We start from the raw sequence: 22521 nt of genomic DNA on the forward strand, positions 1-22521 counted from the left end.
GGTGACGCATTCGGTGGAGAAGGCCGTCGTCATCACGGGCGGCGGCACGGGAATCGGAGCGGCGACGGCCCGCGCATTCGCGGAGAGCGGCGCCCACGTGCTCGTTGTCGGCCGCAATGAAGCCACCCTCAAGGAGACCGCGGACGGCCAGGACCGTATTCGAGTGCTGGCGGCGGACGTCCATGACCACGAGGCGCCGGAACTCATCATTTCCACCGCGCTGAGCGCATTCGGGCGGCTCGACGTCCTGGTGAACAATGCGGCCGTCACGGGATTCGCCTCCCTCGACGGTCTGGACCGTGATTCCGTCCGTGCGCAGCTCGGCACCAATCTGATCGCTCCGGTGTTCCTGACCCAGCGGGCGCTGGACGCGCTGGAGGCGACCGGCGGCGTCGTCGTCAACGTCAGTTCGGCGGGTTCGCTGGGCCGCCGGGCGTGGCCGGAGAACTCCGTCTACGGGATGGCCAAGGTCGCCCTGGACTTCCTCACCCGCACCTGGGCCGTGGAGCTCGCCCCGCGCGGCATCCGCTCGGTCGGCATCGCGCCGGGTGTCGTGGACACGGGTGTCGGGGTACGGGCCGGGATGCCCCCGGAGGCGTACGAGGCGTTCCTCGAGGGGATGGCGACGCGGATCCCCTCGGGCAGGGTCGGCCGGCCCGAGGACATCGCCTGGTGGATCGTCCAGCTGACCCGCCCGGAGGCCGCCTACGCCAACGGCACGGTCCTGGCGGTGGACGGCGCGCTGTCGGTCACCTGACGGGGCGGCGCCCGTGCGGCCCGGAGTACCGCGGAACGCCCGGCTGGGTCGCCCAGCCGGGCGTTCGGCGTGGGCGGCCGGTGGCGTGCGGGCCGGCCGACGCGGCCTTCCCCCGTGGCCGGGCCCGGCGTCGCGCCGGCACGCACAGGGCGGCACCACCGCGATGACCGGTGGTGCCGCCCTGTGCGTGCCGGGGTGAGGTGTGCGCCGTGCCCCGTCCGTCGTGGCGCCGTGCGCGGATCAGCGGGCGACCGTGGCCGTGACGTAGCGGACGGGGACGTCGATGTGGATGAGGCCGTCCTCGCCGCGCAGGGCGTCGAGGGCCGTGACGAGCCGGGCCCGCAGGGCGGCCGCCTCGTCGGCCGGCAGGTGCTGCCACAGCAGGCGCATCCCCTGGGTGTGGGACCAGTCCACCCACGCCTCGCCGGAGCGGGCCGTCATGTCGACCGACTCGTCGACGATCCGGACGTCGTCGAAGCCCGCCGTGCGCAGCGCGGCCGTCAGGTCGGCCGGGTCCTCCAGCCAGGAGTGGAGCTGTCGCCGCAGCTGCTCGGGGTGCCAGGCGGCCGGCAGGTGGTTCAGCAGCGACATCGGGATCAGGTCGGTGAACAGCGGCGGCAGGAACGGGAAGGTGTCCCGTGCGAACACCGGGCTGGTGAAGGCGATCCGGCCGCCGTCGCGCAGCAGTCCGGCGTACCGGGCGAGCGCGGCCCGGGCGTCCGGCAGGAAGATCACGCTGTAGCTGCCGAGCACCAGGTCGAAGGAGCGGGCGGGCAGGTCGGGGTGCTCGCCGTCCATCACCCGCAGGTCGACGTTGCCGATGCCCTGCCGTGCCGCCTCCCGTCCGGCCTCCTCGACCATGGCCTCGGCGATGTCGATGCCGAGCGCGCTGCCGCCGGGGCCGACCAGCCGGGCCGCCGGGAGCAGGGTGGCGCCCAGGCCGCAGCCGACGTCCAGCAGTCGCTGGCCGGGGCGTGGGCCGGCGAATTCCACCAACCGCTTTCCCATCGGCGTGAAGAATTCCACTCCGAGCCGGTCATAGGTCGCGGCGGCCCCATTGAAGGCGGCGGTGACTTTTGTCTTGTAGGTGGCTGTGTCCGTGTCCATGTGCCACATGCTGGGGCCCTTCTCACGTGTGCAGCTGGAGCATTGTTCGAGGCGCGGTGGAAAGCTGCCCCGCATATGCCTGGAGAACAAAGGGAGTCGACATTTCCTCCCTTGCCGGGCCGTGCATTTCCCGCACAGAATAGGGCCATTGACCGACGCCCTTGGCGCCAGCCGTGGAGGACATTCGATGAGCGACCAGATAACTGCGGTACGCCGCATGATCGAGGCGTACAACACCGGTGACACCGAGGACGTCGCGGAGTACATCCACCCGGAGTACCTCAACCCGGCGACGATGGAGCACATGGACCTGCGTGGTCCGGACTCCTTCGCGATGGCCGTCAAGTGGCTGAAGATGACCTTCTCCGAGGAGGCGCACCTGGAGGAGGTGCTGCTGGAGGAGCGCGGCGACTGGGTGCGCGCGAACCTCGTCCTGTACGGCCGGCACGTCGGGGAGCTGGTCGGCATGGCGCCGACCGGGCGCCGCTTCTCCGGTGAGCAGATCCACCTCATCCGCCTCGTCGACGGCAAGATCCGCGACCACCGCGACTGGCCCGACTACCAGGGCACGTACCGTCAGCTCGGCTCGCCGTGGCCGGAGCCGCAGGGCTGGAGGGCCTGATCATGATTCTGGTCACCGGAGCGACGGGCAAGGTCGGCCGCGAGGCCGTCGAGCAGCTCACCGCGCAGGGCCGCCGGGTCAGGGCGCTCAGCAGGAAGCCCGAGGAGGCGGGTCTGCCCGAGGGCGTCGAGGTCGTGGCCGGCAGCCCGGCCGACCCCGCGTCGCTGACCGCGGCGTTCGCCGGCGTCACCGCGGCGCTGGTGGTGCTCTCCGGCGACGTGGCCGGTGAAGCACGCAACATCGCCAAGGCCGCCGCGGCGGCGGGCGTCGAGCACATCGTGTTCCTGTCCTCGGCGAGCGTGCTGCATCCGCTGCCGCACGGCATCGCCGAGGAGCACCGGGCCGCCGAGGAGGCGATCACGGACTCCGGCGTCGCGACCACGTTCCTGCGTCCCGGCCCGTTCCACGCGAACACCGCGTGGTGGGTCAGGACCGTCCGCGAGAGCGACTCGGTGCGCTGCTGGATCGGCAACAACCCCGGTGCGCCGATCGACGAGTACGACATCGCCTCCGCGGCCGTCGCCGCGCTCACCCGGGACGGCCACCGGGGCAGGGCGTACGTCCTGACCGGTGGCGAGGTCCTCACCTCGCAGGAGCAGGCCGGCATCCTCGGCGAAGTCCTGGGCCGCCGCCTTGACTTCTCCGTGGCGCCGCAGGAGGAGGTCGTCGAGGTCTTCGCCGGCATCACCGGCGACCGCGCGGCGGCCGTGACCAACGTGGCCGCGCTGCACAGCCCCGACGTGCCGTGGGCGACGCCCACGACGGCCGTGAAGGACCTCACCGGCCGCGACCCCCGTCCGTACCGTGCCTGGGCGGCCGCCAACGCCGCGCCGCTGTTCGGCTGAGGAGAGGCGAACGACATGACGAAGACCGAGGCGAACGGCCCGGTCCTGGTGATCGGGGCCACCGGTCTGCAGGGCGGCGCCACCGCACGCGAGCTGGTGCGGCGCGGCCGGGACACGGCCGCGCTGGTGCGCGACCCCGGGTCCGACGGCGCCCGGGCGCTCGCCGCGTCGGGCGTGCGGCTGGTCACCGGTGACCTGGACGACGAGGCGTCGCTGCGTGCGGCCATGGAGGGCGTGCACGGGGTGTTCTCCGTGCAGAACTTCATGACGCCCAAGGGGCTGGGCGGTGAGGTCCGCCAGGGGCGGGCGGTGGCACGGGCGGCCGAGGCCACCGGGGTCGCGCACGTGGTGTACAGCTCGGTGGGCGGTGCCGAACGGCACAGCGGCGTGCCGCACTTCGACTCCAAGCGGCACATCGAGCGGTACCTGGAGGAGCTGGGCGTGCCGACGACGGTGCTGCGCCCGACGTTCTTCATGGACAACTTCGCCGCGCACGGGCCGCAGAACGTGGACGGCACGCTGGTGGTCCGGCTGGCGCTGAAGCCGGGCACCCGGGTGCAGTTCATCGCCGTGGACGACATCGGGTACTTCGCCGCGGAGGCCTTCGACCGGCCGCAGGAGTACCTGGGGCGGGCCGTGGAGCTGGCGGGCGACGAGTTGACGGCCACCGGGATCGCCGAGGCGTTCTCCGCCCGCAGCGGCCTGCCGGCCCGCTTCGAGGAGCTGCCCCTGGACGCGGTGGCCGCCAACCCGTACATCCCGAACGGCCCGGAGATCGCCCTGATGTTCGAGTGGTTCCAGGAGCACGGCTACCGCGCCGACATCCCCGCGCTGCGCACCGCGCACCCGGCGCTCCAGACGTTCGCCACGTACCTCAAGGGCATCGACGTCTGACGCATCCGCCGCACGCGAAACGCCGGTGGCCCTCCCGCTGCGGGAGGGCCACCGGCGTTTCGCACCCGCGGTTCACGCGCGGCAGGTGGGCAGCCCGCCGTGGTACGCGGTCATCTCCCGGAACAGGGCCGGGACGTCCAGCGGATCGCCGGGCGCCGCACCACGCTCCTCCGCGTAGGCGCGGTGCAGGTTCGGCACCAGCCGTTCGGCGTCCAGCAACCGGGCGAAGGGGCCGGGTCCGGCGGCGCGGGCCAGCTCCAGGGGCGTCACCCCGTCGGCGATCCCCTGCCGGGCAAGGTCGCGCAGCCGGAGGAAGTAGGCCTCGTTGGCGTCGAGGACCTCGGGGCCGCCGACCGGTCCGTGCCCCGGCACGACCACGAGCGGGTCCAGCCGGCGCATCCGCTCCAGGGCGTCCAGGGAGCCGCTGACGGACCCCATCAGGCAGAACGGCGTCACCCCGGACATCACCAGGTCCCCGGTGAACAGCACGCGCCGTTCGGGCAGCCACACCGCGGTGTCGTTGGTGGTGTGCGCGGCCGGGCCGAGGTGCAGCAGCTCCACCCGCACGCTCCCCGCGTGCAGGGTGAGGGCGTCGCGGAAGGTGACCTCGGGCAGGGCGAGTTCGATGTCGCCCCAGCACACGTCCGGCCACAGCGACGTCAGGTGGAGACCGGCGGCCGCCATGTCCGAGCGTGTCCGCTCGTGGGCGACGACCACGGCCTCCGGGAAGAGGTGGTTGCCGAAGGTGTGGTCGCCGTGGAAGTGCGTGTTGACCAGGGTGCGCGGCGGCGTGCCCGTCACGCGCAGCACCTCCTCGCGCAGCCGCCGCGCGCGCGTCTGCGTCGCCGCGGTGTCGACGAGCACGGCCCGGCCGTCGTCGCCGGCGACCAGGCCCGCGTTGTTCAGGCACCAGCCGCCGTCGGGCTGCACGAAGGCGTGCACCCCGTCGGCGACCTCGGTGAGCTCCCCCGCGAGGGCGACGGCGGTGCTCACAGCGCGTCCGCGGGGACGAAGCCCAGCTCCTTGAGCATCGGCAGGTAGTTGAACACGTCGTAGTGCTCGATGATCCGGCCGTCGTCGTCGAAGCGCAGCTCCTCCAGCATGAACCAGGTGACCTTCTTGCCGGTCGGGGCCTTGCCCATGAACTCGCCCAGGTGGGTCGCCGTCACGGTGATCCGGAGGATCACCCGGTCGCCCTCCGAGACGGCGCTCTTGACGTCCAGGTGCAGGTCGGGGAAAGCGGCGAGGCCGCCCCGCATCGCCCCGATCATCTGCTCGGTGTCGACGGGACGGTCCTCGGAGAAGTGCCGGATGCCGGGGGCCCAGTGCTCGGTGATGCCGTCCAGGTCCCAGCGGTTCCAGGCGGCGGCACAGTCGAGCGCGATCTGCTTGTTGCGTTCCTGGACGGACGGCTCGGTCAGCGTCGTGGACATCATCGATCCTTCACGGTCGTCGTGGGGTGGGGTGGGGTGTCAGGGAAACAGGACGTGCTTGCCGACGGAGCGCCCGTCCAGCAGGTCGCGCAGCGCGGTGGCGGCCCCGTCGAGCGGGTGGCGGCCGGCGATCTCCGGCTTCAGCACGCCCTCGGCGAGCAGGCCGTACAGGGCGTCCAGAGCGCTGTTGAAGGCCCGGCCCGGCTTGACGTAGTACATGGTCATCCGCCGGCCGCGCGTCAGGCCGAGCAGGCGCGCCAGGAAGCGCCGGCCGGTGCGCACCAGCGCCGGGACGTGCGGGCGGAACCACTGTCCCGGCCGGTATCCGGCGACGGAGGAGTCGAACGACACCAGCGTGCCGCCCTCGGCCAGCATGGCCCAGCCGGCGTCCAGGCCCCGGCCGCCGATGTGGTCGAAGACGGCGGCCACCCCGTGCGGCGCCAGCTCGCGCACCGCGGCCGTGAGGTCGGGGGTGCGGTAGTCCAGCGGCTCGGCGCCCAGCGCGCGCACGGCGTCGTGCTTCGCGGGCGAGGCGGTGCCGATGACGCGCAGGCCGCGGTGGACGGCGAGCTGGGTGAGCAGGGAGCCCACGCCGCCGCTCGCCCCGTGCACCAGCACGGTGTCGCCGGGGGCCAGGCCGGTCAGCCGGTCCAGCATCTGGTAGGCGGTCACCCCGTTGGTGACCAGTGCCACCGCCTCGGCCGCGTCCAGGTTCCCGGGCACCGGGGCCAGGTCCTTCGCGGCCGTCTCGACGTACTCCTGCCAGGCGCCGTAGCGGGGCATGGCGGCGACCCGGTCGCCGGGGCGCCACCCGGTGACGCCCTCCCCCACCTCGGTGATGCGACCGACCAGGTCGTAGCCGGGCACGAAGGGGAATGTCGGCGGGAAGGGGTGCAGGTGCTGGAGCATCTGCACCTCGGCGAAGGACACGCCCGCCGCCTCGACGCGCACCACGACCTTGCCGCGCCCCGCCGAGGGGGCCGCTTCGCGGGCGGTGACGAGCCGCTCCTCGGGCCTGCCGCTGCCCGTCATGGTGACCTTCGCGCCGCTGAGCGCGGTCCCGAGGCCGGCGTCGGCGGTCATGCGGCCACCTCCTCGGTCACGGGGGCGAAGTCGGCGGCGTGGTCGGCCGCCCACTGGGCGAAGGTCCGCGCCGGCACACCGGTGACCTGCTCGACGGTGTCCAGGACCGCGGGCGGGTCGGTCACGGCGCCGGCCAGGTAGCCCAGCACCATCTCCACGACCGGCACCGGCATGACCCGGCCCATCTGCTCGCGTGCCTGGTCGGGCGTGATCTCCTCGAAGCGGACCTCGCGCCCCAGCGCGCCGGAGATGGCCCGCACCTGGTCGGCCTGGGTGATCGCCTCCGGCCCGGTGAGCACGTACGCCCGGCCGGCGTGCCCGTCCTCCAGCAGCGCGGTCACCGCGACGGCGGCGACGTCCGCCTCGTGGACGAGGACGCGCGGGGCGTTGCCGTACGGGGCGCGCACCACGCCCTCGGTGCGGATGGAGTGGCCCCACTTCCACAGGACGTTGGTGGCGAACTCGTCGGGACGCACGAACGTCCAGTCGATGCCGGACTCCTCCACGGCCCGTTCCACGGTGCGGTGGTGCTCACCGCTGTGGTTGTCGCCCGACTCGTCCAGCACGGAGGACGAGGACAGCACGACGATGCGGCGCACTCCGGCCTCCTTGGCGGCCGCGACGACCTCGCGGCTCGTCTCCGGGACCGGGAAGAGGTAGAGGCGCTCCACCCCGTGCAGCGCCGCGCGCAGCGTGCCGGGGCGGGTGAGGTCGCCCTCGACGACGTCCACGCCCTCCGGGAGTCCGGCGGTGGCCGGATTCCTGGTCAGCGCCCGCACCGTGGCACCCGCGGCCACGAGCCGCGCGACCACATGACGGCCGACCGATCCTGTTGCTCCTGTCACCAGAATTGTCACGCCTGCTCCACGAGTTCGTTGGCCAGTAAGTGCTGCCCAGCGTCGGGAACGCCGCTGGAGGATGCCCGGAGAGGCGGTCGACCGCCTCGACCCCGCCTCGAGCGGAGGGGAGAACCATGGCAACGGCCACCACTTCCCACAGGACATGAAGGCGAGGCAGCGTTTTGTCCGCTCCCACGACCACGCCCGGCACGACCGGGCAGCAGGACGCCCGGAAGAAGAAGAGATTCCAACTGAGCCGCCGGGGCCGCAAGCTGACCCTGGCCGTCCACGTCGTCACGTCCGTCGGCTGGGTCGGCCTGTCGCTGTCCATGGCCGTCCTGGCCCTCATGGGATTCACCACGGACGACGCGGCGGTCGCCAAGGGCGTGTACTACGCCATGTACGTGTTCGACGACACCAGCGTCACGGTGTTCAGCGTGGCCGCGTCGATCTCCGGCATCCTGCTGTCCTGCGGCACGGCCTGGGGTCTGCTGCTGCACTGGTGGATCGTCGCCAAGTGGGTCATCACCCTGTTCATGACGATCTTCGCGTGGTTCGTCATCCACCCGATCGTCATGCAGGCCACCGAGAACACGGCCGAGGCCGGCGGGGCGCCCCCCAACCCGGGCTGGCCGGCGGACTTCCTGGTGTGGAGCGTGCCCGCCCTGTTCGTGCTGCTCACGGCGGCGGCGGTCATCTCCGTCTACAAGCCGTGGGGCCGCACGGCCCGCGGCCGCCGCACCACGGCCCGTCCCCGCCGCACCTGACGCACCGGCCCGTCACCGGTCTCCGGCCCGCCCTCACCGGCGGGCCGGACGCGTCTGCCCGGGGCCGTGCCCGGACGCCGCCGGCCGGTCGCGTGCGGCGTCCAGGGCGGCGCACCAGTGCGCCGGGTGGGGGGCGCGCAGCAGCCCCGTGCCGACGAGCAGGCCCTGGAAGCCCGCGTCGAGCAGCCGGGCCGCGTCGGTGGGGTCGGTGATGCCGCTGGCGCTGACCGCGCAGCGCGTGCCGGTCGCCCGCACGGCCGGCAGCAGCGTGGAGCTGCGGTCGAGGTCACCGGGCAGGCGTTCGCGGGTGGTGATGTCCTTGTTGTTGACGGCGACCACGCATCGGTCGGCCCTCGGCACCGCCGCCGCCTCCGCAGCGTCGGCGACCTCCACGAACGGGGTCAGCGCGAGGTCCAGGGCGTGGTCCACCAGCCGCGCCAGGACACCGCGGGGCAGCAGCCGCACGGTCAGCAGCACGGCGGAGGCGCCCAGTTCCCGGCTGCGTTCGAGCTGGCGCCGGCTGGTCAGGAAGTCCTTGCGGAGCAGGGGCAGGCGCGTGGCGGCGGCGACCTCTTCCAGCAGCGCCTCGCTGCCGCCGAACCAGCGGCCGGTGACCACCGAGACGCACGGCGCCCCGGCCTTCTCGTAGGCGGCGACGAGTTCGCTGACCGAGCGGGCGCCCAGCAGGTCGGTGCCGTCGGCGTCTCGCCGCTTGACCTCCATGACCACGGGGCGGGGGGCCGCCAGCAGCGCGTCGGTGAACGTCATGGCGCCCTCCACGCACGGGTCACGGCCGCCGCGTTCCCCGCGGCGAGGAGGCCGTCCCCGCCCCGGGCGGCCGAGTCGACGTCGATGCCGAGGAACCGGGGGTGGGCGAGGGTCCCGGGGAAGCGGTCGCGGTTGCCCGCGTCCAGCCCGCCCGCGAGCAGGAAGGGCCGGTGCATGCGGTCGGCCAGCCCGGTCACCGTGCCGTCGTCCAGGCTCACGGCGGTACTGCCGACCCGGCCGCCCGCGCCGACCGCGTCGAGCAGGAAGCAGTCGGTGCCGGCCCGTTCGTACGCGCCGATCAGCCGTGCCTCGACGCAGGAACCGCCGTCGACGTGCAGCACCTTGACGATGCGTACGCCGTCGGGGACCCGGGCCCGCAGGGCGCGGACCGTGCCGGGCGGCTGGTAGCCGTGCAGCTGGATCCACGCGGGGCCGCCGGGGCCCGTGAGCCGGGCCAGTGCCTCGGCGTCGGCGGCGAAGGTGACCAGTACCGCCTCCAGGCGCCCGGTCGCCCGTGCCTCGGCGGCGAGCTCGGTCAGGCGGTGCGCGCTCAGGTCCGCCCGGCCGCCGGGTACCCCGTGCCACAGCCCGATCAGGTCGGCCCCGGCGTCGGCGACGCCCCGCACCTCGGCGGCGCTGGTCGCACCGCAGATCTTGACGAGCACTACACGGCCTCGCCGACGAGTGAGCCCCGCGCGAGCCGGTCGCGCGAGCCGTCCGGCCCGTCCTGGAACAGTCCCGGGTGCGCGGCGCGCAGGTCGGCGATCAGCCACTCGTAGGGCAGGTCGTCGAACGCGCCGTGCTCGCGCAGGAACTCCATCTGCCGCCGTCCCTTGAGGTCGAAGGGGTGGTGCAGGCTGTCGGCGGTGCCGTCGAAGTCCAGCGGCGCCATGCGGTACAGCCGGCACAGCGTCTTGTTGAACACCGGCGTCGCCTTCACCCAACGGCCCTCCAGCCGCACCGAGGTGAGCGCGTGCTGGTGGAACACGTCGCCGCCCAGCAGCCGTTTCAGCCGCTCGGAGGCGAGATGGTTGCGGACGTCGGTCAGGACCAGGCGTGCCGGGATGCCGAGCGAGCGCAGCCCGGCCGTGTACAGGACCGACTTGTGCAGGCACATGCCGGAGCCGGTGCGCACCACCTGACTGGCGCGCAGACCCGCACGGGACAGGTCCGCGCCGTACACCTCGTAGTGGATGCCGTCGCGCACGGCGTAGTACAGGGCCACGGCCCGTTCGGTGGGGGTGGTGGCACCCGCCGGCAGTGTGTCGCGGACGAAGGCGCGCACCTCGGGGCTGTGGTGGTCGATGAACTCGGTCGCTGCCAGGGCTGGTTCGGGGGTCATGGTGGCGTGGTTCCGCTTCCGTTGGGTGTCGACGTGTGCTCAGAGGCCGAGCATCGAGGCGATGCGGTTGCGCTGGATCTCGGAGGTGCCGGAGTAGATCGTCCCGGCGACCGAGTTGCGCAGTTCCTTCTCGACGCCGTACTCGGCCATGTAGCCGTTGCCCCCGAAGATCTGGACGGCGGCGAGCGCGGAGGCGACGTTGGCCTCGCTGGTGACGAGTTTGGCGATGGCGATGTCGCGGGTGACGTTCTCCCCGGCCATCAGTTTGCGCGCGGTGGAGTACAGCCAGTGGCGGGCCGTCTCGGTCCCGACGTCCATGTCCACGATCTTGTGGGACACGGCCTGGTAGGAGCCGATCGGCCGGCCGAACTGGGTGCGGGCGCGGGCGTATTCGGTGCAGCGCTCCACCCGGTCGCGCATCTCCCCCGCGTTGATGACGAAGGAGCAGAGGATCTCCCAGCGCATCACGTGGTCCAGGACGAGGAAGCCGCCGCCGGGGCGGCCCACGACCTGTGAGGCGGGGACGCGGCAGTCGTCGAGGAACAGCTCGCACAGCGGCGAGGTGCGCAGTCCCATCTTGGCGACCGGCCGGCCGGTGGTCAGGCCGGGCGTGTCGCGGTCGACGAGGAAGGCGGTGATGCTGAGCGGGCCGGGGCGGTCGCTGGTGCGTGCGTACACGGTGACCACGTCGGCGACCGGCCCGTTGCTGACGAAGGCCTTGCTGCCGTTGAGGACGAAGTCGTCGCCGTCCCGCACGGCGCGGGTGCGCATGGCCAGCGCGTCCGACCCGCTGTCGGGCTCGCTGATGGCGTGGGCGCCGATCAGGTCGCCGGAGCACAGTCCCGGCAGGTAGCGGTCCTGGAGCTCCGGGGAGCCGAACCGCTGGAGGGGTACGCCGGTGCTGACCAGGTGGCTGCAGACGGAGAAGTTCAGTCCCGCGTCGCGGCAGCCCCGGCCGAGGCCCTCCAGGACGTACATCGTGGTCAGCAGGTCCTGGCCGAGCCCGCCCCACCGTGTGTCGAAGGGCAGGCCCAGGATGCCGGAGGCACGCAGCAGGTCCCACTGCTCGCGGGGGAAGGCGGCCTCGGCGTCACGCTCGACGTGCCCGGCGCCGATCTTGTCCAGCAGCGGCGCCAGGCCGTCGCGCAGCCGCTGCTGTTCGTCCGTCCACGTGATCATCAGTACTGGGAGAACTCGGACGAGTCCAGGTTGTGGCGTTCGTCGCCGCGCAGCGCCGGGGTGAACATGCACACCAGGCGCAGGTCCTCGTGCGGGCCGGCGATCAGCCAGTGCGCGTCGTGCTGGTCGAGTGCGTAGAGGGTGCCGGGAGTGATGGGGTGGGAGGTGCCGGCCATGTCGACGACCTCGCCGCTGCCGCTGATGCAGTAGCAGGCCTCCAGGTGACGCCGGTACTCCAGCCGCGACTTGGTGCCGGCCCGCACGATCGTGTCGGTGACGGTGTACCCGAGCCCGTCGGACTCGGTGAGGAACCGGCGGCTGAGGCCGTTGCCCCAGTCGACGCAGTGGACGCTGTCGAGAGCACGGACGATCATGGGTTCTTCCCTTCGGTCATGTGGTGGGGAGGGTGGGGTGGCGCAGCTGCGCGACGAAGGAGGCGAACGCCTCCACCGGGTCGCGCCCGGTGTCCAGGGCCTGTTCGATCGCGGACACGCCGGCGCTGCCGACGACCGCGGCGTCCGCGCCGAGCTTCTCCAGGACGGCGATGTCGGCGCGGGTGCGCACGCCGAAGCCGACGGCGACCGGGGCGCGCGTCGCGGCGCGCAGGGTGCCGAGGGCGGCGGCGAGCCGCTCGTGGTCGGGTGCGGCGGTGGTGCCGCTGCGGCCGTAGTGGGCGACCAGGTACAGGTAGGCGGAGGCGTGCCGGGCGGCCTCCGCGGCGGTCGCCGGGTCGGAGACCGCGTAGCAGGTGGTGACCAGGGGCAGCCCGGCGCGCTCGGCGGCGTCGTAGTGGGCGTCGCGCAGCCGGGGCGGCAGTCCGTGCAGCAGCAGTCCGTCACAGCCGGCGTCGGCGACGGACCGGGTGAAGTCGTCCAGGTCCCGGCCTTTGACGGTGTGGCTCCAGTCGGCGAGCAGCGCGATCCGCAGCCGGCGCAGCCGGGGCCGCAGGGCGGACACCGCGTCCAGGACCCCGTCGAGCGTGACGCCGGCGGCCAGCGCCCGGTCGGCGGACCGGCGGATCACGGGGCCGTCGGTCACCGAGTCCGGGAAGGGGACGGCCAGTTCGAGGCAGTCGACGTCGCCGTCGTCGAGCATCGCCGCCAGGTCCGGCAGCGCGTCGAGCGGCGGGTCGCCCGCGTTGACGAACACGGCCAGCCCGGGCCGTCCGGGTCGCCGTCGCGCGAAGAACCCGGGCCCGCTCCCGCCGTCCCGCGCGGCGGCGTCGGCCGCGGGGTCGGCTCGTACGGCGGTGTCCGGGGCGCCGGGCGGGCGGGGCAGGCCACGGGCGCGGCCCGGCATCCGGGCGGCGGGGAAGCCGTCAGGCATGGGCCGCCTCCCTCGTCCGCAGCCGTTCGACCAGCCGCAGCGCCGAGCCGTTGTGCAGGGCGGCGCGCGCGGCGCCCAGCGCCTGGTGCCAGTCACCGGTCAGCCGGCCCGCGACCGCCAGCGCGGCGGCGTTGAGGCAGACGGTCTGCGTCGCCGCCGGGCCGCCGCGTCCGGCCAGCACGTCCTGGAACAGCGAGGTGGCGCCCCGCACTCCGTCCTCGGCCGGAGCCAGGTCGGCCAGGTGGCCGGCCCCCAGGCCGAGCGCGCCGGGCACGAGCGTGAACTCGTCCTCGCCGCCGCTCTCGTAGGCCCGCACCCGGTTGGTGGTGAAGGCGAGGAACTCGTCGGCGCCGGCGTCGTTGTCGGTCAGCCACACCGTCCGGCCGGTGGCGCGGGAGGTGTGGCCGGCGGCGTGCCGCAGGGCGTCCAGCACCGCGGGCCGGGACACCCCGGTCACCTGGGCGGTCACCGGCACGTCGGCGAGGAAGGGGCCGAGGGTGTTGACGAAGGAGCCCAGCTGCCGCAGGTCGAGCGGTGCGACGGCCCGGGCGAGCAGGGCGATCTCGCGCGGGTACACGAAGTGCCCGGCGAAGGCGATGCCGCAGCGCTCCAGCACGTCCCGGGTCTGCTCGTACGACGTCGCCGGTGTGATCCCGAGCTCCTCCAGCAGGTCCAGGGAACCGCAGCTGCCGGTGTAGGCCCGCGAGCCGGTCTTGACGACCCGCACCCCCATCGCCGCCGCGACGAACGCGGCGGCCGTGGAGATGTTGAAGGTGCGCGGCCCGCCCCCGGTGCCGACGATGTTGACCGCCGGCCCGAATCCGTCCGCGGGGCGGGCGGGCCGGCGCTCGGCCAGCGAGTCGAGGAACGCGCCCAGGGTGACCCGGTCGGGCATCCGGGTGGACAGGGAGGCCAGCAGAGCCGTGGCCTCCCCCCGGCGCAGTCCTCCCGTGTGGAGCCGGTCCCAGAAGGACCGCCACACCCGCAGTTCCACCGGACGGTCCCGGCCGATGAGGGAGACGACCGCCTCGTGCATGGCTACGCGGCCCCCGCGTGCTCGCGCGGCGCGTCCGCGAGGAACGCGGCGATCGCCGCGACGGAGGTGAAGGACTCCGGGTCGAGGTCGACGGCGTCGGTGTCGACGCCGTAGCGGTCCTCCAGCCAGGCGATCACCTTGAGCAGCCCGAGGCTGTCGATGACGCCGCCCGCCATGAGGTCGTAGTCGTCGGCCAGTTCGTGGGCGGCCACGTCGGGCAGGAACTCCTCGACGACGAACGCCCGGACGGCCTGAACGTACTGCATGTCAGTTCTCCTTGGTGAAGTGGGCCGAAGCGACCCGGTCTCGGTCGACCTTGCCGGTGGAGGTGCGGGACAGCGCGTCGTCGGTGATCCGCAGCACGCTGGGGACCGCTGCCCGGGGCAGCCGGCGGGCGAGGTGCCCGCGCAGCGTCAGGCTGTTGAGGCCCGAGCCCGGGGCACGGCGGACGACGGCGTGCAGCAGGCGGCCGGCGACGGGGTCGGGCAGGGCGAGGACGGCCGCCTCGGTCACCTCGCGGTGGCCGAGCAGGAGGTGCTCCACCTCCTGGGTGTTGACCCGCACGCCCCGCACCTTGACCTGGTGGTCGGTGCGGCCCTCCAGGGTCAGGGAGCCGTCCGGGTGCCTGCGCACCAGGTCGCCGCTGCGGAAGTAGCACCGCCCGTCGTCGCGTTCGGGGTGCGGTACGAGCACCTGCCGGGCGGCGGCGACACCGAGGTAGCCGCGCGTCTGGAACGGTGTGGAGACGAGCAGTTCGCCCGTGCCGGGACCCGCGAGCACCGCGCCTTCGGCCGAGACGACGAGCGCCTGGACTCCGGGCAGCGGGGCGCCGAGAGGGAGGGGCGTCGTCACGGGGGCACCAGCGTCGACCTCGTGGAGGAAGCTGTCGTTGGTCTCGGTGCAGCCGTAGACGTTGTGCAGCCGGGCTCCGGGCAGCAGGCCGGGCAGCCGGCCGAGCAGCGGCCCGGGGATGGCGTCGCCGGTGAACATGGCGTGGCGCACGGCGGGCAGGCATGTCCCGGTGGCGTCCGCCGCGTCGGCCAGCAGCCGGAAGAGCATGGGCACGGCCTGCACGACGTGCACCTCGTGCCGCCGGAGCAGGCCGAGCAGCCGCGCGCCGTCCAGCGCGTGGTCGGGGTCGACGAGGACGACACGGCCGCCGTGGGCGAGGGTGGTCCACACGTCGAGCAGGCAGAGGTCGAAGTTGAGCGGCGCGTAGTTGAGGACGGTGGTGCCCGGTGCGATGCCGAAGGCGGCGCCGGCCCAGCCGGCGAAGGCGTCGAGGGCGTCCGGGTGCAGCGGGACGATCTTCGGCAGGCCGGTGGAGCCGGAGGTGGTCAGCAGCAGGGCGGGCCGGCCGGTGGGCGGCGCGGGGTGTGCGGGCGGGTCGGCCCGCGGCCCGGACGCATCGGTGGCGCACGGCCGCAGCACCTCCTGGACGCCGGCCTGCCGGTGCAGCCGGTCCAGTGCCTGCGGGCCGAGCGTCGCGGCGGGCAGCAGCACCGGCCGCCGCTCCAGCAGGCAGGCCAGGACCAGCGCGATCGTGGCGGGCGACTTCACGGCGGGTACCGCGACCGGTTCGTCGCCCGGCAGGTGCGCGATGCGGCCGCGCTCCCGCGCCGCGAGGCGCAGCAGCGTGCCGTAGCTGATCTCCTCGTCCCGCCACACCAGGGCGGGCGCCCGCGGCGTCCGGCGTGCCTGCCCGACGATGCCGTCGAGCAGCCCGTGCCGGCCCTGCGTCCCACCCGCGCCTGCGCTCACGGCCCCTCCCCCGGTTCGCCCTTGCACTCCTGCGGGTTCTGATGGTGGTTGCGCCGTCTGGAGGATGGATGGAGCCCCGCTGCACTTCGCCGCCTGCGACCGGCCCGCCGAACGCCGAGGGGCCGCGTCACCGGGCAGGTGACGCGGCCCCTCGGGCCGTGCGGCGCTCAGCCGCCGGTCAGTTCCACCAGCGCGTCCGCCGGGTCGCCGTGCGGCTCACCGGCGGGCCACCAGGTGCCCGACTCGTCGCGGTAGGGGTACCACCGTCCGTCGCGCCCCAGGCGCAGCTGGACGCCCTGTCCGGCCAGGGTCCAGTGGTTGTCCCGGATGTCCGGCCCGGGCAGCTCGTCCGCCTCCCAGCCCGCCGAGAGCGCCGCCCGGGCCCGGGCGGTCTCCTGGGCGGACGGTGACCAGGTGTGCTCCAGCACCTCCAGCCCGGCCGCTCCGCCGGTGCGCCAGGCCTCGACCGCACGGTCCAGCTCCCGGGGTGGCCGGCCGCAGCTGACGCGCAGCCGCTCCGGCACCCTCGGATCGGGGTGCGTGGCGGCGATCCGCACGGTGTCCTGCCACTGGTCGAGCGGCGGCGGGGGCTGCGCGGTCAGCCCGAGGGCGTAGGCGAGCAGGCCCCGGGCCCGCACCGCCGCGTCGGCGACCAGGTGCTCCAGCGGGTCGGCCTCGATGCCGGTGACGGGCTCGTCGGTGCCGGCCGGGGCGGCGGGCAGCGGTGGCGGAGCGGGCAGCGGCACGTCGCCCCGGGCCCATGCCGCGACGGGGTCGACGCCGGGCGGCGGACCGGCCGCGGCCGCTTCCGCCGGCCCGCTGCCCCCGGCGGCGCGCTCGTCGTCGCCGTCCTCGTGGTCCGGTCCGTCGTCGTCCGTGCCCGCCATCGCCCGCAGCAGCAGCTCCGACTTCAGTTCCTCCAGGGCTTCGTCGAGGTCCCTGCCCCTGACGAGCGGCAGCAGCCACGGCTCCGCGTCCAGCAGCCACGCCATCTGATAGCACAGTGCCGTGGCATGCGCGCACGGGTGCTCCAGCGCGTCGCAGTCGCAGTCCGCGTCCAGGTCGCCGTATCCGGGGAGCATCCGCACCCGGGCGTCCTCGACGGCCTCCAGGAAGTCCTCCGGCAGCTCACCGGCGAGCAGTCCCTCCGCGACGCCGGTCCGGTCGGCGGCCTTCTCCCAGAGCAGCTCCCACTCCCCCGCGTCCAGCTCCGTGAGTGTGACCACGGTGGTGTACGCGCTCTCGCCTCCGTACACCTCCGCGGCGATGCGCCCCGGGCTGACGGTGACGGGACCGATCCGCCCGGTGCGTGCGAAGGCCCGCCCGCCCTTCAGCGACTCCTCCTCGGGCCAGGTGTCCTCCACGGCCTCGGTCCACGCCTTGCCCCAGAAGGACTGACCGCGGGCGCGCCCGCCCCTGCGTGCCGCGAAGGCGGGAAAGCCCCGTGCACCGCTCCCCTGTGCCTCGCCCATCACTCGCTCCTCAGCTCGACCAGGTTGGCCAGCTCGTCGTTCGTCAGCTCCGTCAGTGCCTGCTCGCCCGTGCCCAGCACCGCGTCGGCCAGTTCCTTCTTGGACTCCAGCAGCGCGGCGATCCGGTCCTCGACGGTGCCCTCGGCGATCAGCCGGTGGACCTGGACCGGCCGGGTCTGGCCGATGCGGTACGCACGGTCCGTCGCCTGGGCCTCCACCGCGGGGTTCCACCAGCGGTCGTAGTGCACGACGTGATCGGCGCGGGTGAGGTTGAGCCCGGTGCCCGCCGCCTTCAACGACAGCAGGAAGACGGGCACTTCCCCGTCCTGGAAGCGCTGTACCAGTTCCTCGCGCTTGGGCACGGGCGTGCCGCCGTGCAGGAGCTGCACGGGCACGCCCCGCTCCCGCAGGTGCCGCTCGAGCAGCCGCGCCATGGCGACGTACTGCGTGAACACCAGCGCGGCGCCGTCCTCGGCGGTGATCGTGCCGAGGAGTTCGTCGAGCAGCTCCAGCTTTCCGGAGCGCCCGGTGAGCGCCGTGCCCTCCTCCTTGAGGAACTGGGCGGGGTGGTTGCAGATCTGCTTCAGGCCGGTGAGCAGCTTCAGGACGAGTCCGTTGCGGGCGATGCCCTCGCTGCCGCGGATCTGCGCCATCACCTCCCGCACCTGCGTGCGGTACAGGGAGGACTGCTCTGCGGTGAGCGCGACCGGCCGGTCCGTCTCGGTCTTGGGGGGCAGTTCCGGTGCGATGCCCGGGTCGGACTTGCGGCGGCGCAGCAGGAAGGGGCGGACGAGACCCGCCAGGCGCGTGGCCGTGGTCCGCTCCCCCTCGGCGCGCTCCGCCTCGATCGGCGCCATCCAGCGCCGGCGGAACTCCCCGTACCCGCCCAGCAGTCCGGGTGTCGTCCAGTCCAGCACCGCCCACAGCTCGGACAGGCTGTTCTCCACGGGTGTGCCGGTGAGCGCGACCTTGGCGTCGGCGGGGATGAGGCGCAGCGCCTTCGCGGTGCCCGAGTGCGGGTTCTTGACGTGCTGGGCCTCGTCGGCGACGACCATGTCCCAGGCGTGCTCCGCCAGTCGGCCAGCGTCGAGGCGCATGGTGCCGTACGTCGTCAGCACGAACCCGTCGTCGGCGCCGTCCAGGGTGCGCCCGGCGCCGTGGTAGCGGCGCACGGCGGTGCCGGGGGCGAACCTGCCCACCTCCCGCTGCCAGTTGCCCAGCAGGGAGGCCGGGCAGACGACCAGCGTGGGGCCGCGGCTGCCCGCTTCCCGGCGCAGCAGGTGCAGCGCGATGAGCTGGAGGGTCTTGCCCAGGCCCATGTCGTCGGCGAGGCAGCCGCCGAGACCCAGTGAGGTCATCCGGTCCAGCCACCGCAGGCCGCGCAGCTGGTAGTCGCGCAGTGTGGCGGTGAGTGCGGCCGGCTGCCGGACGGGTTCGTCGCCGCCGTCCGGGTCGGACAGCCGGGCGCGCAGCGCCTGCAACCAGGCGGTGGGGGCGACCGGAACCTGCTCGGTGCCGATCCGTGTGTGTCCGCTCAGGGCGGCGGCGAGGGCCTCGATCGCGGTGAGGGAGCCCACCTGCCGGTCGCGTGCCTTGCGGGCGAGGTCGGCGCCGACGAGGATCCATCCGCCCCGCAGCCGTACCAGGGGCCGGCCCGCGGCGATCGCCGCCGTCTCCTCCTCGGTCAGCGGATCGCCGTCGAGGTCGAGCTGCCAGCGCAGGTCGACCGTGCCGTCGCCGCCGAAGAAGGAACGCAGGTCGGTGGGCGGCGGAAGATCGGCGCCGACGACGGCGCGGGCGGTCGGCGCGCGGTGGGCGTCCTCGGGCCACACCACGTCGATGCCGTGGGCCCGCAGCCGGCCGGCCCCCTCACCCAGCAGGTCGGTGACGTCCCGGTCGGACAGGTCCAGGGCGCGCGGCACGGGCAGCAGACGCTCCAGCGGTGGCCACACGCCCGAGGCGCGGCGGACGGCGAGCACGGTGTCGGCCTGGGCGCGCGGGCCCAGCGCGTGGTCGGCGCTCTCGAACAGCTCGCCCGCGTCGAGCGCGAGGGTCGGGTCGGCGAGGCTGTGGGCGCGCGGGACGAGCCGCAGGCCGGGCGGCTCCGCTCCGGGGCCGTCACCGCCCGAGCCTTCGGTGAGCTCGACCCGCAGCGAGACCCGCACCCCGGAGTCGAGTCCCGCGGAGATCTCCTCGGCCCAGGCCCGCAGTTGCGGCACGTGCTGGGGTTCGACGGCGGCGAAGGCCGCCCGGCCGGTCGCCGCGTGCGCGGCGGGGGTGCGCGGCAGCACGTCGGCGACGGCGTCGAGGAACGCCCGTACGAGGCCTTCGGGTTCGGGCATCCGGGCACCCGCACCGGCCGTGCCCGGCAGGGCGGTGGCATACGCCTCGGGCGGCGCGGCGGCCGCCAGGTCGCGTACGCGTCCGACGTCGTCCAGGTCCAGGGGCCCGGTGCGCCAGGCGTCGTACCCGGCTGTGCTGACGCCCGGCAGCAGTCGCTCGCGGGCCGCCAGGTGCAGGGCGATCGCGGCCGCCCGGCCCCAGAAGGCGGCGGCCGGGTGTACCTGCCCGGCTCCGGGCCGGGCCGCGCGGGCGAGGACGGGCAGGGCGTCGGCGATCGGCAGGCGCACGACCGGGACGGTGCGGGTGACGGGCACCCCGTCCTCGACGCCGACGACGTCGGCCTCGCCGGTGTCCCCCTGTGGATCCTCGCCGGCCGGTGGTAAGCCGCCCCGCGCGTCCCAGAACACCACTCTGCCGGCGCGGGGCGGGTCGGCCGCCTCGAACAGCACGGCGCACCGCGTGAGGTCGCCGGTGCGCGCACCTGTCGTCACTGCCATGTCCTTCTGGAGTCCTTTCGTCTGCCCGGCGTGACCGGTTTCAGCGGCCGAGCCGCTGGTAGCGTCGCACGGACAGCGGGAAGAAGACCGCGATAATGATCAGTGGCCAGATCACGGCCATGAGCATGGCCTGATCCGACGCCCAGGTGCCGGTGTCCCAGCCGGGGTTGCCGAACAGCCGCCGGGCCGCCGTCACCGTCGCCGACAGCGGATTCCACTCGGAGACCGCGGCGAGCCAGCCCGGCATGGTGTCCGGCGAGACGAACGCGTTGGACAGGAATCCCAGCGGCCACACCAGGGTCTGCACGGCGGTCACGGCGGCCGTGTCCGTGAAGACGAGTCCGAGGTAGATGCCCACCCACAGCAGGGCGAAGCGCAGCAGCAGGAGCAGTCCGACGGCCGCGAGGGCGCGGCCCGTGCCGTTGTCCGCCCGCCAGCCGACGGCCAGGCCGCACAGGATCATCACGGTCAGCCCGAGGACCGAGTTGAGCATGTCGGCGATGCTGCGGCCGGTGACCACCGCGCCGGAGGACGTGGGCATGGCGCGGAAGCGGTCGGTGACGCCCTTGGCCGCGTCGCTGATCACGGCGAGCATCGTCACCTCGATGCCGAAGACCATCGTCATGGCGAACATGCCCGGCACCAGGAACTCGCGGTAGCTGCCGCCTCCGGGCACCTGCATCGCGCCGCCGAACAGGTAGCCGAACATCAGCACCATCATGATCGGGAAGAGCAGCCCGATGACGACCGGCGCGGGGTTGCGGGCCCAGTGGGCCAGGGAGCGGCCCGTCAGGACCCAGGAGTCCGACAGGGCCCAGCGGGCACCGCCCGTCCCGGTCGTGGGCTGCGGGGCTGCGGTGGTCACACCGTCACCTCTTCCTTGTTCTCGTCGCGGTCGGTGGGGACCGCTTCGGTCCCCGGGTCGTCGGTGTCCTGCCGCGCGCCCGTGAGGTGGAGGAACACCTCGTCGAGGGTCGGGCGGCGCAGCGCGATGTCCTCGGCCGCCACGCCCGCGTCGCCCAGCGCGCGCACGGTCTCGGTCAGTGCGACGACCCGGTCCTGGACCGGCACGCCCACGCGCCGGCTCTCGGGGTCGGTGTCGGTGTCCCGGCCGGTGATCCGCGCCAGCACCTCGGCCGCGGTGCTGAGGTCGGCGGAGTTGCGGACCGTGACGTCGATCCGGTCGCCGCCGATCGCCGACTTCAGTTCGTCGGGCGTGCCCTCGGCGATCACCCGCCCGCCGGCGCCGCCCGGCGACGCGATGACCGAGATCCGGTCGGCGAGCTGGTCGGCCTCGTCCAGGTACTGCGTGGTGAGCAGCACCGTCGTGCCGTCGTCGACCAGTGAACGCACCGCCGCCCACACCTCGTTGCGGCTGCGCGGGTCCAGCCCGGTCGTCGGCTCGTCGAGGAACAGCACCCGGGGGGCGAGGATCAGGCTGGCCGCCAGGTCCAGCCGCCGCCGCATCCCGCCCGAGTAGTCCTTCACCTGCTTGGCACCCGTACCGGCGAGCCCGAACTGCTCCAGCAGCGCGTCCGCGCGCTCCCCCGCCGCCCGCTTGCCCAGGTGGTGGAGCCGGCCGAACATCACCAGGTTCTGCCGGCCGCTGAGCACCTCGTCGACCGCCGCGTACTGTCCGAGCAACCCGATCCTGGCCCGCACCTGCGCGCTGCGTCGGACCACGTCGAACCCGGCGACCTCGGCGCGGCCCTCGTCCAGCCGGGCCAGCGTGGACAGGATGCGCACCGCGGTGGTCTTGCCCGCGCCGTTGGGCCCGAGCAGCCCGTGGACGGTCCCCTCCCGCACCCGCAGGTGGAACCCGTTCAGGGCCGGCGCCTCGCCGTACCGCTTGCACAGGTTCTCGGCGAGGATCGCGTATTCGGATCCCATGGATGTCCTTCCGCAGAGATGGATGACGTGCTGTGCAGTGTGGGGGCGGCCGCTCGGCCCGCCTTCGAGTCCCGCTCGAGCGGCAGACGGAAGCGTCGGGACGTCAGCGCACGCCCACCGGCACGGAGGAGCACGTGGTCACCTTCATCAACCGCTTCACGGTCACCGGCCCGGCCGAGGAGTTCGAGCGGCTCTTCGACGACACCTCGGCCTTCTTCCGGGACCGCCCCGGATTCCTCAGCCACCGGCTGCTGCGCCACAGCGAGCAGCCGGGCAGCTACGTCAACATCGCGGAGTGGGCGGACGCCGAGTCCTTCCGGGCGGCCGTCACGCACCCGGACTTCGTCCCGCACGCCGCCGCCCTGCGCACCCTGAGCACCAGCGAGCCGAACCTGTACGCGCCGGTGATGGAACGCACCGCGGCCACCGCCCCGACGAGTTGAGCGCCCCGCGCACAGGCGAGCGGGGGGGGGGGGGCCGGGGAGGCGCGCCCCGCCCCCCGGGGGGGAGCCGAGCGCACCCGCGCCAAAAGACCCGGCTGGGGGGTGGGGAGATGAGAA

General features: G+C 73.9%; 24 protein-coding genes. 6 read left to right on the forward strand and 18 right to left on the reverse strand.

What is annotated here, in order from left to right; all coding sequences use genetic code 11:
* Position 1: 1 nt before the first annotated feature.
* A complete protein-coding gene (locus tag ACH4C6_RS30445) occupies positions 2–757 on the forward strand; it encodes an SDR family NAD(P)-dependent oxidoreductase (protein WP_398111851.1) in 756 nt (251 codons plus the stop codon).
* Positions 758–997: 240 nt separating this feature from the next.
* Here the strand turns inward: ACH4C6_RS30445 and ACH4C6_RS30450 are convergent, their stop codons facing one another.
* Complete coding sequence (locus tag ACH4C6_RS30450) at positions 998–1864, reverse strand: class I SAM-dependent methyltransferase (protein ID WP_398111852.1); 867 nt, start codon at positions 1862–1864, stop codon at positions 998–1000.
* Positions 1865–2051: 187 nt separating this feature from the next.
* Here ACH4C6_RS30450 and ACH4C6_RS30455 point away from each other — a divergent pair, with 187 nt between their 5' ends.
* From ACH4C6_RS30455 to ACH4C6_RS30465, 3 genes are read left to right on the forward strand one after another with little or no spacing between them, the layout of a single operon-like run.
* Positions 2052–2486: a SnoaL/DnrD family polyketide biosynthesis methyl ester cyclase gene (locus tag ACH4C6_RS30455; protein ID WP_398111853.1), complete on the forward strand. Its 435-nt coding sequence runs from the start codon at positions 2052–2054 to the stop codon at positions 2484–2486.
* The gene (locus tag ACH4C6_RS30460) at positions 2456–3331 is read left to right on the forward strand and encodes an SDR family oxidoreductase (RefSeq protein WP_398111854.1); all 876 of its coding nucleotides are present in this window, start codon (positions 2456–2458) and stop codon (positions 3329–3331) included. Before ACH4C6_RS30455 ends, ACH4C6_RS30460 begins: the two co-directional genes overlap by 31 nt.
* 15 nt (positions 3332–3346) lie before the next feature.
* Entirely contained in the window at positions 3347–4225 is an 879-nt protein-coding gene (locus ACH4C6_RS30465) for an NmrA/HSCARG family protein (protein ID WP_398111855.1), read from the forward strand.
* 72 nt (positions 4226–4297) lie between these two features.
* Here the strand turns inward: ACH4C6_RS30465 and ACH4C6_RS30470 are convergent, their stop codons facing one another.
* Genes ACH4C6_RS30470 through ACH4C6_RS30485 form a run of 4 tightly spaced genes read right to left on the reverse strand, consistent with a single transcriptional unit; the run spans position 4298 to position 7598 of the window.
* The gene (locus ACH4C6_RS30470) at positions 4298–5218 is read right to left on the reverse strand and encodes an MBL fold metallo-hydrolase (RefSeq protein WP_398111856.1); all 921 of its coding nucleotides are present in this window, start codon (positions 5216–5218) and stop codon (positions 4298–4300) included.
* Positions 5215–5658, reverse strand: coding sequence for an ester cyclase (locus ACH4C6_RS30475; RefSeq protein WP_398111857.1), 444 nt, complete (start codon positions 5656–5658; stop codon positions 5215–5217). The genes ACH4C6_RS30470 and ACH4C6_RS30475 overlap by 4 nt, the downstream gene beginning before the upstream one ends.
* A 39-nt stretch (positions 5659–5697) precedes the next feature.
* On the reverse strand, positions 5698–6741 hold the full coding sequence (locus ACH4C6_RS30480; RefSeq protein WP_398111858.1) for a zinc-binding dehydrogenase: 1044 nt from the start codon (positions 6739–6741) through the stop codon (positions 5698–5700).
* Positions 6738–7598: an NAD(P)H-binding protein gene (locus ACH4C6_RS30485; protein ID WP_398111859.1), complete on the reverse strand. Its 861-nt coding sequence runs from the start codon at positions 7596–7598 to the stop codon at positions 6738–6740. The genes ACH4C6_RS30480 and ACH4C6_RS30485 overlap by 4 nt, the downstream gene beginning before the upstream one ends.
* A gap of 164 nt (positions 7599–7762) precedes the next feature.
* Here ACH4C6_RS30485 and ACH4C6_RS30490 point away from each other — a divergent pair, with 164 nt between their 5' ends.
* Positions 7763–8347: a DUF2269 domain-containing protein gene (locus ACH4C6_RS30490; protein ID WP_398111860.1), complete on the forward strand. Its 585-nt coding sequence runs from the start codon at positions 7763–7765 to the stop codon at positions 8345–8347.
* A gap of 33 nt (positions 8348–8380) precedes the next feature.
* On the opposite strand, the gene ACH4C6_RS30495 is transcribed toward ACH4C6_RS30490, so the two are convergent.
* The 13 genes from ACH4C6_RS30495 to ACH4C6_RS30555 form a co-directional block, all read right to left on the reverse strand.
* Entirely contained in the window at positions 8381–9115 is a 735-nt protein-coding gene (locus ACH4C6_RS30495) for an indole-3-glycerol-phosphate synthase (protein WP_398111861.1), read from the reverse strand.
* A complete protein-coding gene (locus ACH4C6_RS30500) occupies positions 9112–9780 on the reverse strand; it encodes an N-(5'-phosphoribosyl)anthranilate isomerase (protein ID WP_398111863.1) in 669 nt (222 codons plus the stop codon). The genes ACH4C6_RS30495 and ACH4C6_RS30500 overlap by 4 nt, the downstream gene beginning before the upstream one ends.
* Positions 9780–10457, reverse strand: coding sequence for a transglutaminase family protein (locus ACH4C6_RS30505; RefSeq protein WP_398111864.1), 678 nt, complete (start codon positions 10455–10457; stop codon positions 9780–9782). The genes ACH4C6_RS30500 and ACH4C6_RS30505 overlap by 1 nt, the downstream gene beginning before the upstream one ends.
* A gap of 39 nt (positions 10458–10496) precedes the next feature.
* Positions 10497–11636, reverse strand: coding sequence for an acyl-CoA dehydrogenase family protein (locus tag ACH4C6_RS30510; RefSeq protein WP_398111865.1), 1140 nt, complete (start codon positions 11634–11636; stop codon positions 10497–10499).
* Entirely contained in the window at positions 11636–12010 is a 375-nt protein-coding gene (locus tag ACH4C6_RS30515) for an ectoine synthase (protein ID WP_369193212.1), read from the reverse strand. The genes ACH4C6_RS30510 and ACH4C6_RS30515 overlap by 1 nt, the downstream gene beginning before the upstream one ends.
* Positions 12011–12026: 16 nt before the next feature.
* Positions 12027–12962: a tryptophan synthase subunit alpha gene (trpA, locus tag ACH4C6_RS30520; RefSeq protein WP_398111866.1), complete on the reverse strand. Its 936-nt coding sequence runs from the start codon at positions 12960–12962 to the stop codon at positions 12027–12029.
* Complete coding sequence (locus tag ACH4C6_RS30525) at positions 12955–13998, reverse strand: anthranilate phosphoribosyltransferase (protein WP_398111867.1); 1044 nt, start codon at positions 13996–13998, stop codon at positions 12955–12957. The genes trpA and ACH4C6_RS30525 overlap by 8 nt, the downstream gene beginning before the upstream one ends.
* A gap of 2 nt (positions 13999–14000) precedes the next feature.
* On the reverse strand, positions 14001–14264 hold the full coding sequence (locus ACH4C6_RS30530; protein ID WP_398111868.1) for an acyl carrier protein: 264 nt from the start codon (positions 14262–14264) through the stop codon (positions 14001–14003).
* 1 nt (position 14265) lies between these two features.
* A complete protein-coding gene (locus ACH4C6_RS30535; protein ID WP_398111869.1) occupies positions 14266–15759 on the reverse strand; it encodes an AMP-binding protein in 1494 nt (497 codons plus the stop codon).
* A 167-nt stretch (positions 15760–15926) separates the two neighbouring features.
* The gene (locus tag ACH4C6_RS30540; RefSeq protein ID WP_398111870.1) at positions 15927–17231 is read right to left on the reverse strand and encodes a hypothetical protein; all 1305 of its coding nucleotides are present in this window, start codon (positions 17229–17231) and stop codon (positions 15927–15929) included.
* Entirely contained in the window at positions 17231–20071 is a 2841-nt protein-coding gene (locus tag ACH4C6_RS30545; RefSeq protein ID WP_398111871.1) for a DEAD/DEAH box helicase, read from the reverse strand. The genes ACH4C6_RS30540 and ACH4C6_RS30545 overlap by 1 nt, the downstream gene beginning before the upstream one ends.
* A gap of 40 nt (positions 20072–20111) precedes the next feature.
* On the reverse strand, positions 20112–20936 hold the full coding sequence (locus ACH4C6_RS30550; RefSeq protein WP_398111872.1) for an ABC transporter permease: 825 nt from the start codon (positions 20934–20936) through the stop codon (positions 20112–20114).
* A complete protein-coding gene (locus ACH4C6_RS30555) occupies positions 20933–21961 on the reverse strand; it encodes an ATP-binding cassette domain-containing protein (protein ID WP_398111874.1) in 1029 nt (342 codons plus the stop codon). Before ACH4C6_RS30555 ends, ACH4C6_RS30550 begins: the two co-directional genes overlap by 4 nt.
* Positions 21962–22095: 134 nt before the next feature.
* Between ACH4C6_RS30555 and ACH4C6_RS30560 the strand changes: the two genes are divergently transcribed.
* Positions 22096–22404, forward strand: coding sequence for an antibiotic biosynthesis monooxygenase family protein (locus ACH4C6_RS30560; protein WP_398111875.1), 309 nt, complete (start codon positions 22096–22098; stop codon positions 22402–22404).
* The last annotated feature ends 117 nt before the right edge of the window (positions 22405–22521 follow it).

It is taken from the genome of Streptomyces sp. NPDC017943 (assembly GCF_044328425.1).
Lineage (GTDB): Bacteria > Actinomycetota > Actinomycetes > Streptomycetales > Streptomycetaceae > Streptomyces > Streptomyces djakartensis_A.

Bases quoted from the DNA above. Each gene is read 5' to 3' on its own strand.
- ACH4C6_RS30450 (WP_398111852.1), bottom strand. From the start codon at position 1,864: ATGGACACGGACACAGCCACCTACAAGACAAAAGTCACCGCCGCCTTC.
- ACH4C6_RS30455 (WP_398111853.1), top strand. From the start codon at position 2,052: ATGAGCGACCAGATAACTGCGGTACGCCGCATGATCGAGGCGTACAAC.
- ACH4C6_RS30465 (WP_398111855.1), top strand. From the start codon at position 3,347: ATGACGAAGACCGAGGCGAACGGCCCGGTCCTGGTGATCGGGGCCACC.
- ACH4C6_RS30475 (WP_398111857.1), bottom strand. From the start codon at position 5,658: ATGTCCACGACGCTGACCGAGCCGTCCGTCCAGGAACGCAACAAGCAG.
- ACH4C6_RS30480 (WP_398111858.1), bottom strand. From the start codon at position 6,741: ATGACCGCCGACGCCGGCCTCGGGACCGCGCTCAGCGGCGCGAAGGTC.
- ACH4C6_RS30495 (WP_398111861.1), bottom strand. From the start codon at position 9,115: ATGACGTTCACCGACGCGCTGCTGGCGGCCCCCCGCCCCGTGGTCATG.
- ACH4C6_RS30505 (WP_398111864.1), bottom strand. From the start codon at position 10,457: ATGACCCCCGAACCAGCCCTGGCAGCGACCGAGTTCATCGACCACCAC.
- ACH4C6_RS30510 (WP_398111865.1), bottom strand. From the start codon at position 11,636: ATGATCACGTGGACGGACGAACAGCAGCGGCTGCGCGACGGCCTGGCG.
- ACH4C6_RS30515 (WP_369193212.1), bottom strand. From the start codon at position 12,010: ATGATCGTCCGTGCTCTCGACAGCGTCCACTGCGTCGACTGGGGCAAC.
- trpA (WP_398111866.1), bottom strand. From the start codon at position 12,962: ATGCCTGACGGCTTCCCCGCCGCCCGGATGCCGGGCCGCGCCCGTGGC.
- ACH4C6_RS30525 (WP_398111867.1), bottom strand. From the start codon at position 13,998: ATGCACGAGGCGGTCGTCTCCCTCATCGGCCGGGACCGTCCGGTGGAA.
- ACH4C6_RS30530 (WP_398111868.1), bottom strand. From the start codon at position 14,264: ATGCAGTACGTTCAGGCCGTCCGGGCGTTCGTCGTCGAGGAGTTCCTG.
- ACH4C6_RS30540 (WP_398111870.1), bottom strand. From the start codon at position 17,231: ATGGGCGAGGCACAGGGGAGCGGTGCACGGGGCTTTCCCGCCTTCGCG.
- ACH4C6_RS30545 (WP_398111871.1), bottom strand. From the start codon at position 20,071: ATGGCAGTGACGACAGGTGCGCGCACCGGCGACCTCACGCGGTGCGCC.
- ACH4C6_RS30555 (WP_398111874.1), bottom strand. From the start codon at position 21,961: ATGGGATCCGAATACGCGATCCTCGCCGAGAACCTGTGCAAGCGGTAC.